At 58.0% G+C, this 13,097-nt stretch carries 12 protein-coding genes; 11 read left to right on the plus strand and 1 reads right to left on the minus strand.

Annotated features, from left to right (window positions below; translation table 11 throughout):
* Nucleotides 1-22: 22 nt before the first annotated feature.
* The 11 genes from OJJ21_RS15160 to OJJ21_RS15210 are packed head-to-tail and all read left to right on the plus strand — an operon-like array spanning nucleotide 23 to nucleotide 12,167.
* Nucleotides 23-1,165 carry an N-acetyl sugar amidotransferase gene (locus tag OJJ21_RS15160; RefSeq protein ID WP_297687426.1) on the plus strand — a complete coding sequence of 381 codons (1,143 nt, stop codon included), beginning with the start codon at nucleotides 23-25 and terminating at the stop codon, nucleotides 1,163-1,165.
* Entirely contained in the window at nucleotides 1,162-2,070 is a 909-nt protein-coding gene (locus OJJ21_RS15165) for a class I SAM-dependent methyltransferase (protein ID WP_297687427.1), read from the plus strand. Before OJJ21_RS15160 ends, OJJ21_RS15165 begins: the two co-directional genes overlap by 4 nt.
* A gap of 20 nt (nucleotides 2,071-2,090) precedes the next feature.
* Nucleotides 2,091-3,089 (plus strand): N-acetylneuraminate synthase family protein, encoded by a 999-nt coding sequence (locus OJJ21_RS15170; protein WP_297687428.1) that lies wholly within the window; start codon nucleotides 2,091-2,093, stop codon nucleotides 3,087-3,089.
* Nucleotides 3,086-4,237: a UDP-N-acetylglucosamine 2-epimerase gene (neuC, locus tag OJJ21_RS15175; RefSeq protein ID WP_297687429.1), complete on the plus strand. Its 1,152-nt coding sequence runs from the start codon at nucleotides 3,086-3,088 to the stop codon at nucleotides 4,235-4,237. The genes OJJ21_RS15170 and neuC overlap by 4 nt, the downstream gene beginning before the upstream one ends.
* A 27-nt stretch (nucleotides 4,238-4,264) precedes the next feature.
* Nucleotides 4,265-5,329: a UDP-N-acetylglucosamine 4,6-dehydratase (inverting) gene (gene pseB, locus OJJ21_RS15180; protein ID WP_366093074.1), complete on the plus strand. Its 1,065-nt coding sequence runs from the start codon at nucleotides 4,265-4,267 to the stop codon at nucleotides 5,327-5,329.
* Nucleotides 5,330-5,375: 46 nt separating this feature from the next.
* Entirely contained in the window at nucleotides 5,376-6,254 is an 879-nt protein-coding gene (locus tag OJJ21_RS15185; protein ID WP_297687430.1) for an SDR family oxidoreductase, read from the plus strand.
* Nucleotides 6,251-6,943 carry a PIG-L deacetylase family protein gene (locus OJJ21_RS15190; RefSeq protein WP_297687431.1) on the plus strand — a complete coding sequence of 231 codons (693 nt, stop codon included), beginning with the start codon at nucleotides 6,251-6,253 and terminating at the stop codon, nucleotides 6,941-6,943. The genes OJJ21_RS15185 and OJJ21_RS15190 overlap by 4 nt, the downstream gene beginning before the upstream one ends.
* Nucleotides 6,943-7,974: a glycosyltransferase gene (locus OJJ21_RS15195; protein WP_297687432.1), complete on the plus strand. Its 1,032-nt coding sequence runs from the start codon at nucleotides 6,943-6,945 to the stop codon at nucleotides 7,972-7,974. Before OJJ21_RS15190 ends, OJJ21_RS15195 begins: the two co-directional genes overlap by 1 nt.
* A 10-nt stretch (nucleotides 7,975-7,984) precedes the next feature.
* A complete protein-coding gene (locus tag OJJ21_RS15200) occupies nucleotides 7,985-8,689 on the plus strand; it encodes an acylneuraminate cytidylyltransferase family protein (RefSeq protein WP_297687433.1) in 705 nt (234 codons plus the stop codon).
* A gap of 40 nt (nucleotides 8,690-8,729) precedes the next feature.
* Nucleotides 8,730-10,343 (plus strand): hypothetical protein, encoded by a 1,614-nt coding sequence (locus OJJ21_RS15205; protein WP_297687434.1) that lies wholly within the window; start codon nucleotides 8,730-8,732, stop codon nucleotides 10,341-10,343.
* Between the two features lie 21 nt (nucleotides 10,344-10,364).
* A complete protein-coding gene (locus OJJ21_RS15210; protein WP_297687435.1) occupies nucleotides 10,365-12,167 on the plus strand; it encodes an asparagine synthase-related protein in 1,803 nt (600 codons plus the stop codon).
* 4 nt (nucleotides 12,168-12,171) lie between these two features.
* On the opposite strand, the gene OJJ21_RS15215 is transcribed toward OJJ21_RS15210, so the two are convergent.
* Entirely contained in the window at nucleotides 12,172-13,047 is an 876-nt protein-coding gene (locus tag OJJ21_RS15215) for a sulfotransferase domain-containing protein (protein WP_297687436.1), read from the minus strand.
* Nucleotides 13,048-13,097 lie beyond the last annotated feature (50 nt).

Below are 13,097 nucleotides of genomic sequence, written 5' to 3' on the forward strand. Positions count from 1 at the left end.
CTTTATCAACGGGATACCGACCATGCAAGTTCGTTATTGTCGCAAATGCCTGATGCCGGACAGTCGCCCACGTATCGTTTTCGATGGCGAGGGTGTGTGCAACGCCTGCCGGACGGCTGAGGAAAAGGATCGCATCGATTGGAGCGCGCGCCGCAGGGAGTTCCTTGATTACCTTCAGCGGCTGCGCCCGAAATCAGGGCCCTATGACTGCATCGTGCCCTGGTCCGGAGGGAAGGATTCGAGCGCCATAGCGCACAAGCTGAAATTCGAGTTCGGCCTGAATCCGCTCCTGGTCACCTGCTCTCCGCTTATCCCAAACGAACTGGCCGTTCATAATCGCGAGGAAATGCTGAAGCTCGGCTTCGATCATATCCTTGTACGGCCGAACCAACGCGTCTCACGCCACTTGTCCCGGCGCTTCTTCTCTGAGCGCGGCAATCCCAAAGTGCACTGGGATGCAGGAGTGAACACGATTCCGGTTCAGGTTGCGGTCAAATACAAGATTCCGCTTATATTCTACGCTGAGCACGGTGAAAGCGAATACGGCGGCCGCGTCCTCAACGAGGAGAGCCGGAAGATCCGCAACTTTACCGAAGTTCTGGAACACCAGATAGGCGACGATCCGCGCAACTGGATCGACGATGTAGTGGAGGAACGCGATCTCGCACCTTACCTTTATCCGGACCTGAACCAGGTTGAAGAACTCGGTATTACCGCGATGTATTTCGCTTATTTCTTCCGCTGGAGCATGCTGGATAATTATCACTACCTCCGCGACAAGATCGATTTCCATACGGCTCCGAATGGCCGCACCGACGGCACATTCACCGACTTCGATAGCCTCGATGACAAAATCGACAACGTTTATTATTACATGCAGTTTGTGAAGTTTGGCTTCGGCCGGGCGGTTCGCGATGCCTGCCGCATGATCCAGAATAACCAGATGTCCAGACTGGACGGCCTGAAGCTTGCCTTAAAGTACGACGGCGAATACCCGAAAACATATTTGCCAGAAGCACTGGAGTACCTCGGCTTCAGCGAGCCCGAGTTCAATTCGATTGTCGACATGCATCGCAACAATGAAATCTGGGCGTTTGAAGGCAATGCCTGGAAACTCAGAATGCCACTCGAACAACTTGCCAGCCAAGAGAGACTGACCTTATGAGCGCCACGCTTTCCCCTTTCGCCTGCGACGTATGCGGTAGCATGGAGGCGGCCGAGATTCCGGTCGTTCCGGATTATTCGGGTGGGCAGACTCTTCATACCTGCACGCAGTGCGGATTTGTCTTTGCCCATATGCGTCGATCCGACGAAGCGATCAAGAAAGACTGGGCCGAAAGCATGTTCGGCGACGCCTTCGATGTCGAGCAGACGGAAAACACCGGCTATACCGGCTATACCGCCAAGGTGCCTGCCGTCACTGCCCGCCTGACATACGCGCTTGAGAATTTCGACACCCTGGTCGGCTTCAAAGGAAAGAAGGTCTGCGACATCGGTGCCGGCGAAGGCGATTTCCTGGAGATGATTAAATCCCGGAAGAACCCTGAGAGCGTGTTCGGGGTCGAGCCGTCGGTGGAAAACTGCAGGCTGCTTGATGGCATGGGTATCTCCTGCTTTGCCGGGGGCGTCGAGGAGTATATCGCGCACCCTGACACCAAGAAGGGCGCCTTCGATTTCATCGGTCTCAATTGGACTCTTGAAAACACGCAGAACGCACGTCGCGTGATTGAAGCGGTTTATGACTTGCTGCCAGTAGGCGGGTACCTGCAAGTGGCAACTGGCAGCCGCATTCTGGTGCCGTTCAAGAAGCCGCTGCACTATTATTTCAACCCACGCAATCCCGTCGACCTGCATTCCTTCCACTTCAGCGCCAATGCCCTGTGCGGATTGCTCGGTTCGGTCGGCTTCGATCCGATTCACGTCAATCGCTACATCGACACCGACTATCTGGTCGTCATCGGGAAAAAGATGGAATCCGGCGCCAAAAAGCCGTGGCCGCGCGACGACTACACCCGCGTTATCGCATTCTTCGAACGCTGGAAGAAGGAAACCGACGAGAATTATCTCTAGGCAGAAATGGCGGCCACCGCATGACCGTGTTCCATAACAGCGTTATCGCCGAAATCGGCTCTGTGCATGATGGCAGCTTCGGCAACGCGTGCAAACTCATTGCGCTGGCCGCCGAACTGGGAGCGGATTGGGCCAAGTTCCAGACCCATATTGCCGAAGCAGAGACACTGGCCAATGCCCCGTCGCCCGCATACTTCCGGGGCGAACCCAGGATGGAGTATTTCCGGCGCACTGGTTTCTCGCTGGAGCAGTGGCGTGGACTGAAAACGAAAGCCACTGAGGCGAAGATAAACTTTCTGTCGTCGCCATTCTCGCTTGAGGCGGTCGACCTGCTCGAGGCTGTTGGCGTCGACGCTTACAAGATTCCTTCGGGTGAGGTCACCAACCTGCCGCTCCTGGAGCGTGTTGCTGCAACCAGAAAGCCGACCCTGTTATCCTCGGGAATGAGCGACTGGGCTGAGCTCGACCGTGCCGTTGCGGCCCTGCGCCCGGGCGGACCGCTCATCATCATGCAATGCACATCCGCCTATCCCTGTCCGCCGGATTCCTGGGGACTGAACGTGATCGGAGAGATGTCGCAGCGCTACCGCCTACCGGTTGGTTTCTCCGATCATTCAGTGGGGCTTGCAGCCCCCATCGCTGCGGCCGCGTTGGGAGCCGTCTGCATTGAAAAACACCTAACATTCTCAAAGAAAATGTACGGTTCGGACGCCGCTAATGCGATGGAACCTGAGGGGTTCGCCGCGATGGTAGATGGTCTGCACGAGACCTGGACAGCATTCGGCAGTCCGGTCAACAAAGATGACATGAGCGCATTTGCCGATATGAAGCGCATCTTCGAGAAAAGCATCGTTTCGGCACGAGCACTCGACGCCGGAGCCATCCTCAAATTCGAAGACCTGGCATTTAAAAAACCCGGCGATGGCATATCCGCCACCCGTTTCAAGGAAGTAATCGGCAAACAAGTCAGGCAGCAATTGCCGGCTGATCATAAATTCACCGAGAAAGATTTCAAATGAGGAAAATCTGTATTGTCGTTGGGTCCCGCGCGAACTACAGCAGCATCAAGTCGGTCATGCGCGCCGTTCAGGCGCATCCTGATCTCGAACTGCAGCTGATCGCCGTCGCCTCAGCACTGCTGGACCGATACGGTAAGGTCAGCGATATCATCGAGAAGGATGGCTTCAAAATCAGCGCCCGGGTCAACATGCTGATCGAAGGCGAGACCCCAGTCACGATGGCCAAGTCGGCCGGTCTTGGCCTGCTGGAGCTGCCCACCGTCCTTGAATCGCTGCAACCCGACGTTGTCCTGACGGTCGGAGATCGCTACGAGACCGTATCGACCGCCGTGGCAGCGGCCTATATGAACATACCGCTCGCTCACACCATGGGCGGCGAAGTTTCCGGTACCATTGATGAGAGCATCCGGCACGCCATTACCAAATTCGCCCACATCCACTTCCCGGCTACACAAGGTGCCGCCGAACGTATCATCCGCTTGGGCGAGCACCCAGATACGGTCTACATGGTGGGCTGCCCCAGAGTGGATCTGGTGCAGGAAATCCTTGCAAACCCGGTAACTGTGCGGAACGGCCGCCTCATGCAAGGCGGCGTCGGCGATCCGATCGACATTTCCCAACCCTTCCTGCTGGTCTCCCAGCATCCAGTCACGACCGAGTATGGGCGTGGACAGGATCAGATCAGCGCCACCCTGGAAGCGATCAAGGCCGTCGGCCTGCCGGCCATCGTGTTATGGCCGAATGCAGATGCCGGCTCGGAAGATATAGCGCGCGGCATCCGCAAGTGGCGCGAACGTGGCCTTGCGCAGGGATTGCACTTCTTCAAGAATCTTCCGATCGACACCTATGTCGAGCTTATGGCACGGACAGCCTGCCTCGTCGGAAACTCCTCGAGCGGCATCCGCGAAGGTGCCTTCATCGGCACGCCCGTCGTCAATGTTGGCTCCCGCCAAGATCAGCGGGAGCGCGGCCACAACGTAGTCAACGCATCCCACACTAAAAGCGACATCGAGAAAGCCATCACCGATCAGATTAAACATGGCAAGTATGCGCCGGATCCGCTGTACGGCGATGGCCGCTCAGGTGAGAGGATTGCCAACATCCTGGCCACTGCCAGTATATCGATCCAGAAGCACATCACCTATTAATTCACTCAATCTTGAAATGAGTCCCACGTGAAACTGGAACAATTCCACAGCCCGCCGCACCTAGGCGGACCCCTTGATCTGACCGATACCTCGATTCTGGTGACGGGCGGCACCGGATCTTTCGGTAAGGCATTTATCCGACACCTGCTCGATCAGACGCGGGTGCGCCGTATTGCGGTGTATTCCCGCGATGAACACAAGCAATCCGATCTTGCTCTCGCGCTCAACGCTGCCGATCATGAACGGGTCCGCTTCTTCATCGGTGACATCCGTGACCTCGATCGTCTGTCGATGGCGATGAAGAATGTCGATTATGTCGTCCATGCGGCGGCAATGAAGATTGTCCCCGCAGCCGAATATAATCCGTTTGAATGCATACAGACGAATATCATTGGTGCTGAGAACGTTGTTCGCGCGTCCCTGCAGCATAGCGTGAAGCGCATCATAGCCCTGTCCACCGACAAGGCAGCCAGCCCGATCAATCTGTATGGCGCGACGAAGCTGGCATCGGACAAGATTTTTGTTGCTGCCAACCATCTAGCTGGCGGCGATGGCGGTAGGTTCTCAGTTGTCCGCTACGGCAATGTCATGGCGTCGCGCGGCAGCGTACTGCCTTTTTTCCGCAAGCTGATTGCGCAGGGGGCAGTCGATCTCCCCATCACAGATGAGCGCATGACCCGCTTCTGCATCACCTTGGGGCAGGGCGTTTCTTTTGTGCTGTCGTCACTGGCGATGATGCGCGGCGGAGAAATTTTTGTTCCGAAGATACCCAGCATTCGTGTGGTGGACCTGGCGCACAATCTGGCGCCGAATCTACCGCTCCGCATGGTCGGCATACGACCCGGCGAAAAACTGCACGAAATGATGATAACCACGGACGATGCGCGCACCACCGTTGAGCTGGATGATCGCTACATCATTGAGCCGGCGATTCATTTGTGGGACCGACAGAGATCCAGCCTGCTTGAGGAGACCGGTACCAGAAAAGTGGCCGAAGATTTTCATTACTCCAGTGACATCAATACGCACTGGCTGACGGGAAGAGATCTGTCCGAATTCATTGCCGCCGGCGAGGCGGATGCCAGAATCTGATATACCTCTTATTGGTCTTTCCTATCACCTCTATGCGGCACCCAGCATGACTATTGTCGTCACCGGTGCGTCCGGAATGCTGGGCCGCCACCTAATGCCAGGCCTGGCACCGCTGGGGCGCCTGCATGGCATTGCCCGTCAACCTGCAGGTATGGTTAGCCATACGGTCGACCTCGCCGACGCAGCTTCGGTGAATCTGCTTTTTGATGAGCTGATCCCAGATTGCATTGTCCATTGTGCCGCGCTGGCGAACGTCGATGCCTGCGAAGCCGACATGTCTCTGGCTTACGCGGCAAATGTGCAGGCTACAAAGAATATTGTCGATTGGCTCGGCCGTAAACGCCCACAGGCGAGGCTGATTTATATCTCCTCCGACCAAGTATATGACGCTCCCGGCTTCAGCCGCGAAGATACTGTTGCCCCCTGCAATGCGTACGCATTGACGAAATTGTGGGGCGAGGATTTCGCGCGCCATGCGACGAATCACCTGATCCTACGGACCAACTTCTTCGGGTCACCGGCACGCGGGCAAACTGGCCAGGTCGGCTGGCTTCTGCGCAAAGCGACTGCCCGCCAGGCCAGCACACTCTTCACTGACGTCTTTTTCAACCCCCTTTATGTCAACGATCTGGTCGCCCTTCTTCCCGAGCTTGTGTCCGGCGAGTTATGCGGCACGTTCAATCTTGGCAGCAGCGGCGCCGGACTATCCAAAGCCCAATTCTTCCGGCTTCTGGCCAGTGCCATGGACGTTGCGACCGATTGGATGCGGGATGGCAGCGTTTCTGATGTTGCGCTGAAAGCGCGGCGCCCTCGAGATATGCGGATGGATGTTGGCGCGATAGAGTCTGCTCTGGGCCGTCGCCTGCCGGATCTGGAAGACAGCATTAATCGCTTGGCACAGGATTGGCGCGAGGTGAATCGATGAATCGCATTTTAGTGGTTGCCGCGCATCCGGATGACGAAGTTCTTGGTTGCGGTGGCATGATCGCCGCAGCCCGGGACAAGAAGCGGGACGTCAGAGTCATCTTCCTCGCGGAAGGCGTGATGTCCCGCTACTCCGCCGACCAGATCAACAGCCCTGCGGCTCTTGAAGCCAGCCGCCTGCGTAATGCCAACGCCTTCAAAGCGCTCGATATCCTGGGCGTACCAGCGGATCAGGTATTCGTATCCGAACGCCCCTGCTGCCGCCTTGATCAGGCTTCCCTGCTGGCTCTCACCCAGGAAATCGAGGCGCACCTGAAGGATTTCAGGGCCAGTGTCGTTTACACTCACGCCCAGAATGATCCCAACATCGATCACCAGATTGCCTTTAAAGCCGTGCTGCCGGCGGTGCGGCCGCTCGGCCCTCAGAGTCCCAAGGCTGTGTACAGCTTCGAGGTACTGTCTTCCACGGAATGGAATCCGGCCCACCCATTCCAGGCGAACTGCTTCGTGGACATATCGTCGTCGATCGACCGGAAAATATCGGCCCTTGCCGCCTATGGCGATGAAATGCGGCCGGCTCCCCATCCTCGTTCGGAAGATATGGTCCGCAGCCTGGCCCGCTTCAGGGGCGCGCAGAGCGGCCTGAATTATGCCGAGTCCTTCAACCTGATTCGTGCCATCGAGTCGTGATGGCACCCGTCAGCGTTATTCTGCGCTGCGATGCCGGCGAACAGGCCGGCTATGGCCATCTCTCTCGCTGCGTCATCCTCGCCGGAGCCCTGGCTGCGGCTGGCGCGAACCCAAAAATCTTGATCAATGGCGGCGGGGATGCAGCCCTTGATTTTGCAACCCGCAACGGCATTGTCGCGACCCAGGCCCCTTTCCTGTTTGGCACGGCCGCAGATACAGAGCACCTGCTGTCCGTCCTGCAAGTGTCCCGATCCCCGGTCATCGTCGTCCTGGATTCGCGCAATTTGAATGCCGGCCACACGGAGGCAATCACAAGCGTTGCCCCGACCGTAGTTCTGGACGATGAAGCGTTACGCGATCTGCCCTGCAGTCTTCTGATTAATCCCAACTTCTGGGTCCGAGTGACGGATTATCCGCATGCCGCTGCTGCGCGCCGGATACTAAGCGGAGCAGCATACAACCTCATAAACCCGGAATACTTTACGCAGCGCAGCCTGCCCCGCTCCTCTCCCCCAAGTCGCATCCTGATCACAATGGGCGGCGAAGACCCCTGGAACTGCACATCATGGCTGATCCGGAATGCGGCAGACATCCTGAACAACTGGACTGTTGATGTGGTTGTGGGGCCATTTCATCCTGACCGGACGGATGTGGAACGCGCCGCAGAATTGCTGACCAGAAAGCATCTGACCGTTGCGCCCGCCGGACTCACTTCCCTCATCGCTTCAGCCGATCTGGCGCTGACAGCCGGTGGAACCACATGCTACGAACTTGCCGCCTCCGGCGTGCCGATGGCTGCCGTGATACTGGAACCGCATCAGGGGAAATTCGTGGATCGCCTGGTCGACCACGGCGCCGCAATGGTCTTGGCCAGTTTTGCCGACAAATCCACGGATGACATGCGGACCCGCCTGAAATCCCTTCTGGCGGATACCGCGGTCAGCCAGGATCTGATCGCGGCCGGCCGCAAATTATTCGAAGGCCCCGGCGCTTCGCGCGTTGCCGCTGCAATCCTGACGCTCGAATTATAGGATATCTGGAATGTTCGCCTATATACCAGCTCGCGGCGGGTCTCAGCGTATAGCGCGCAAGAATATAAAAACCCTTGGCGGTAAGCCGATTATTGTCCATGTTATTCAGGCATTGCAGGCCGTTCCGGGCATTGACCGCATTCACGTCTCGACGGATGACAGGGAGATCAGGGCAATTGCCGAAGCACATGGCGCAGTTTGCCTCGAACCCCGCAGCTCCGATCTGTCGAACAGTAAAGCCGGCTTCATAGATCTCATTCGCGAAGATATTCCGAGATACATCGAGGCGAATGGCGGTACATCTGAGGTCGTTTTTGCACTCGCAACAGCAGCATTAGTACCCGCGGCAGTGTATTCCGATGCAATTTCAGCCTTTCAGCAGAATCGACCTGATGTTCTGATGAGCTGCGAATCCTACGATCATCCGGTCTGGTGGGCATTCCGGCAGAAGCAGGATGGGTTCTGGACACCGATTTTCCCCGACAAGGTTCAGACCAACTCTCAGGATCTGCCACCGGCACTCACCGATTCCGGGCTGTTCTATGTCTTCGACCAGAAGGTACTGAGCCGTTTCCCATCCCATAAACTGGTCGACAAGCTACTTCCGTATGAAGTGCCCGCAGCCTATCGCTGCGATATCGACACACCGGAAGATTGGGAGCGGCTGGAATGGAAATACCACCGACTGCACCAGGCAACGAGTTGGCAGGAATGAAAAGTCCGGCCGTCATAAGATTTCCAGTGATTTCATTGCCATGAACCTCGACAGTTTGCTCGGCAATATCGATCTGCATCCCCGGCATTGGGGCGAGGTGCAGGCCGCGCTGATTCGCGGCCACGGCTGGCCGCTCAGCAGCGCAGAGATCGTGCGCGTCCGCGATGTGTTCAACGCCGAATTCGCAGCCGTTATCCGAGCGCATGGCATCAACCGGAACCAGCAGGCCGAGCTCGCCTGGCTGGCGGGGCCGGTCCTGATGATCGACAGCATGGAATGCTACGCGGCACAGGCACTGAGCCGCCGGTTTGCGAATCGCGGCATTGCTGCCCGTTATGATGGCGCCGGCATTCTCGGTGCCCTGGCCACGGGCGCCACGTTGCCATTGCCGATTGCCCTGTCTCGCATCCTGAAAGGGATCCCGCCACGCTCTCCGATCGTACGACTGGCGTCGGCCGCACTTGCCCCCTGGCGCGGCACGCGCCTGCCGCGCGATCTGCCGCGGAGCATGCGGAAAAATCGCGACATTCTCGCCTTCAACGTGACGCCGCTTATCATCAGCTCCGCTTCAGCCGCCGGCCTGCGGCTGGTTCTGGGCGACCGATCCGATTGGTTCCCGACCGGATCGCACAATCCAGCCACACTGCCGCAGCCCTTGGGCAATGCAATCGTTGAGGCCATCCTGACTGCGTTCGAGACTGCCTTTTCCGCCGGTGGCGAACAGTTCGGCCCTGCTATCAGGGAACGGTTCCGAACCACCCTCATCACCCTCGCTGGTGTCGGGAAAGTCTATATGGATTCCCTGGAGGCCAAGGCCCGATGGCTGCCGGGACACTTCTGGGCAAATTCCCTCGGACCGTTCCATAATCGGGTAATGGCGCGTTCTGTCGCCCGTCACGGTGGAGAAAGCGCCGCATTCGACCATGGCACCGGGGCAGGATGGTGGATACTGCCTGCCCGTACTCTGGTGGAATATGCTGCAGCAACCCGCTTCATCACGTTCACTGCCGCTCAGGCCAAGCGCGAAACTGCCGATATTGACCCACAGTTGCTCGCTGACGAGAGCCATGTCTGCCAGATCGAGCCGGCGCCTGGAGCCGCAGCCTTTCAGGCCATCCCCACGCTGCCTCCGCAGACTTTGGCCGGGCCGCGGAAAATTATGTACGTCTCGACGCTATACCCCGGGGAAAAGGGCGAGATCGTACCGGTTCCCTCGGATCTTGTGCAGGTTGACTGGCAGGATCGTCTGTTCGGCCACTTGAGAAGCCGCGGGCACAAAATCCTGTTCCGTCCGCATCCGGAAAGCCGCGCCACCCCACCGGATGCCCTGATGCAGGCCCACGAGGCGGAACTGGTGCAGGATGTTCTGGAGATCTCATTGACCAAGGCCGATCTTCTGCTTTTCGACTGGCCGCAGTCGAGTGCCTTCGTCAGCGCCGTCCGCTCAGGGCGCCCCATTGTGTTGGTTGATCTTGGCGTTATACCGATTGCGCCGGAAGCCCGCGCGTCGCTGGAGCGCCGGGTTGCCATTGTATCTGCTGGCTTTGATGGAAAGAATCGGATTTCCTGTGCATGGTCCGATCTCGATGAAGCCATCCTCAAGGCCTCCGAACGGGCCCGTGATACAAGCTTCGTTCGCCAGTATTACGGCTGAAGTCGAATCAGGCATCGTCGCGTGACACATCAGATTCCGAACTTTTACGTCGAAACTCTGCCGGCCGGCGCCGGCGCTCCGACAGCAGAATGGGCCTGCCTCGGGCCGCAATCGATCAGCATGCACGCGGACAGGATTCACCCCGACAGCCTGACGCGGCATGATTCGCCGAATGGCAGCCGGACAATTGTGGTCGGCCACGTCATTCTTGGCGATCGCATTGCGAATGTGGATGTGGCGCAACAGGCGGCCTACCAGATTCACGATGACGCCTGGCTTGCAAGCTTGAATGGTGAATTCCTTCTCCTGCACGCCCAAGGCCCTTCCCTGCAGATCATCAGCAGCCGGTTTGGCTATCCGCCATTCTGGTATGCTTTCGTCGACGGAAAGCTTCTTGGGGGAACACTATTCGCAGCCGTCTGGGATCGCATGCAGGATCTTGGCCGCACCGGTGTGAACACCCAATCGCTGTTCGAGACCCTGGTCTACAAACGTGTCTTCGGAACCAAGAGCCCACATCCGGATATATTCGCGCTGCCCCCGGCGCACCGGCTGACTCTTGATCCCAGCGGCTTGCGCACAAGCCCATACTGGGCGCCTGATTTTTCCAGAAAACTCTCGCTTTCTCCACAGGAAGCCGCCGAAGAACTTTCGGGCAGACTGAAGAAATCCCTGCAGCGGAAAACCAGCGATGGCCGACGCTACGCGCTGTTCCTCAGTGGCGGCATGGATACGCGCCTCGTCCTGGCGCATGCCGCCGAACTGGGCCTTGAACTTCCCTGCATCACCATCAATGCCTTTGAGAATCGTGAAGTGCTTGTGGCGCGGCGGGCGGCCGAACTAACCGGGCAAAAACACATCTTCATGGAAACGCCGCAAGGCCATTACCGCAGCACACTGGATGAGGCCGTTCGCCTTACCGGTGCCATGACCATGCCGATGTGCATGTTTCATGGTCATCAGGAAGCCGTCGCCCCGATTGCCGATGTCGGACTGCACGGACATGGCTTCGACTATTTTTTCCAGGGCATGTATATCCCGTCCCGGCGCTACACGATCCTGGGCAGGACGATACCCTACCGGACGCGGCGGGCGATATCGGGCGATATTGTCACCGATTTCCTCGACACAATCAGCTACAAGCTGCGTGGTAATCGGTTGAGCGATGTTGCCAGACCCCCGGCGTTTGCCCATCGCATGGAGATTCTGCGGGCCGAACTGTCGGATATCGCCTCCGCATTTGCGGGACGCGCGGCAGAGCCTGGCGATACATATGAATGGCTGGCCTTCCACAACCTGGCGCGCCATTACTCGATCGGCGACCACTGGGGCATGAATACCGTCGTCGAGCAGAGGACCATATCCTTCGACAATGATCTTTACGATTTCTATGCCCGCCTGCCTTCCGCATTGCGCTTTGACGCCAGAGTGATGCGGCTGTGCCTTGAGCGGCGCAATCCGGCTCTAGCGCAACTCATTAGTGCCAATCACGGCTATCCGATCGGATTGTCCTCAGCGGAACGAACCCTGAGGGCTGCCGCACGTTTCCTGCGCCGCCGACTGCGGCCGATGCAGCAAAGCGAAGCGACGGAATTCGATCGCATGGGCCTGCCGCAGCAGCACCTGATCACTGGCGAGTGGCGCGAAGCCATGTATGAACTCGCCAATTCACCGCGCCTGGCAGCGCTGGATTTTCTCGATGAGAAAGCCGCCAAACGGCTGGCTCATGAAGCCGCCGACGGAAAGAAACTCCGCGATCCTCAGTTTCTGAGCCTGCTGATGACCGTCGACCGCTTCCTGATGAACCACACCCGCAATGGCTGACGCCTCAACCGGCAGAGGTCGTCCATTCCCGCAGGTCGTCTCCGAGCAAGGCCGACAGCTTCTGGTTCTCGGCGGAGAATTGTGCGGTCAGCCGTGCACGCGCATCGGTCGGCAGCGGCTCATAGGCCTGCGCCTCCCCGGAAGTGGATTTGGCGCCCAGCAGCGACCAGAGTAAAGGCCGCACCCGCGTGCGGCGCAGCTTCCGCCAGATCGGCAGAATGAACGAAAGATTGATGATTGGCGAAACCACCTTGTAAAGCAGCATGCCCCGCAAGCCGGGCAGGATCCTTGTACCTCCTACGCTGCTACTGGCCGCTGCCGGCACGAATGTCGGATCGATCTTGAGGAAAGTGAAAAGCGATTTGAAGAATTCCTCCGGATGGGCCGTCGCCCGCTCGTAGATGGCAACAAAAATCTGCTCCCGGGGAAACAGTTCAAGGAACCGCGAGATTTGCGTAAAATAGCGTCCGCGATCGAGAAACTCCGGATGACGGGTAATGACATCCTCGAATGGCGGCAGGTCCGGAGTGTGGCGACGCCACATCCAGTATGCCGAGTAAGCGCGATCCACCGGCTCACGCAGCATAAAAATCAGCTTCAGGTCCGGATTGAACTCATGCAGTTCTTTCGCGACATAAGGATAGAACATATAGTCCGGCGTTGCCTCGCCAGCAACCTTACCCGCAGCATCCGAAAACTGCGCCAGATACCAGTCAAAGCCGAGATGCCGGCGGCTGAAGCGGTTGTCTTCGGCCCGGGAAAAGAAATGCAGTTCTTTGATTTGAGGCATGAAAACTGCCGGATGCTCCTGAAGGCATTCGTGCAGCCACGTCGTTCCGGCCTTCTGCGCCCCCAGCACCATGAATGTGGGCATATTCATCGTCACATATCCCGCGCTTGCGTCATTTTATCGCATAGCTATACCCCCGG

Origin of the sequence: Ferrovibrio sp., assembly GCF_025869515.1 — a bacterium.
Classification (GTDB): domain Bacteria; phylum Pseudomonadota; class Alphaproteobacteria; order Ferrovibrionales; family Ferrovibrionaceae; genus Ferrovibrio.

Coding starts and splice junctions, on each gene's coding strand:
- OJJ21_RS15160 (WP_297687426.1), top strand. CDS start 23: ATGCAAGTTCGTTATTGTCGCAAATGCCTGATGCCGGACAGTCGCCCA.
- OJJ21_RS15190 (WP_297687431.1), top strand. CDS start 6,251: ATGAATCGCATTTTAGTGGTTGCCGCGCATCCGGATGACGAAGTTCTT.
- OJJ21_RS15170 (WP_297687428.1), top strand. CDS start 2,091: ATGACCGTGTTCCATAACAGCGTTATCGCCGAAATCGGCTCTGTGCAT.
- OJJ21_RS15195 (WP_297687432.1), top strand. CDS start 6,943: ATGGCACCCGTCAGCGTTATTCTGCGCTGCGATGCCGGCGAACAGGCC.
- OJJ21_RS15205 (WP_297687434.1), top strand. CDS start 8,730: ATGAACCTCGACAGTTTGCTCGGCAATATCGATCTGCATCCCCGGCAT.
- OJJ21_RS15185 (WP_297687430.1), top strand. CDS start 5,376: ATGACTATTGTCGTCACCGGTGCGTCCGGAATGCTGGGCCGCCACCTA.
- OJJ21_RS15165 (WP_297687427.1), top strand. CDS start 1,162: ATGAGCGCCACGCTTTCCCCTTTCGCCTGCGACGTATGCGGTAGCATG.
- neuC (WP_297687429.1), top strand. CDS start 3,086: ATGAGGAAAATCTGTATTGTCGTTGGGTCCCGCGCGAACTACAGCAGC.
- OJJ21_RS15200 (WP_297687433.1), top strand. CDS start 7,985: ATGTTCGCCTATATACCAGCTCGCGGCGGGTCTCAGCGTATAGCGCGC.
- OJJ21_RS15215 (WP_297687436.1), bottom strand. CDS start 13,047: ATGAATATGCCCACATTCATGGTGCTGGGGGCGCAGAAGGCCGGAACG.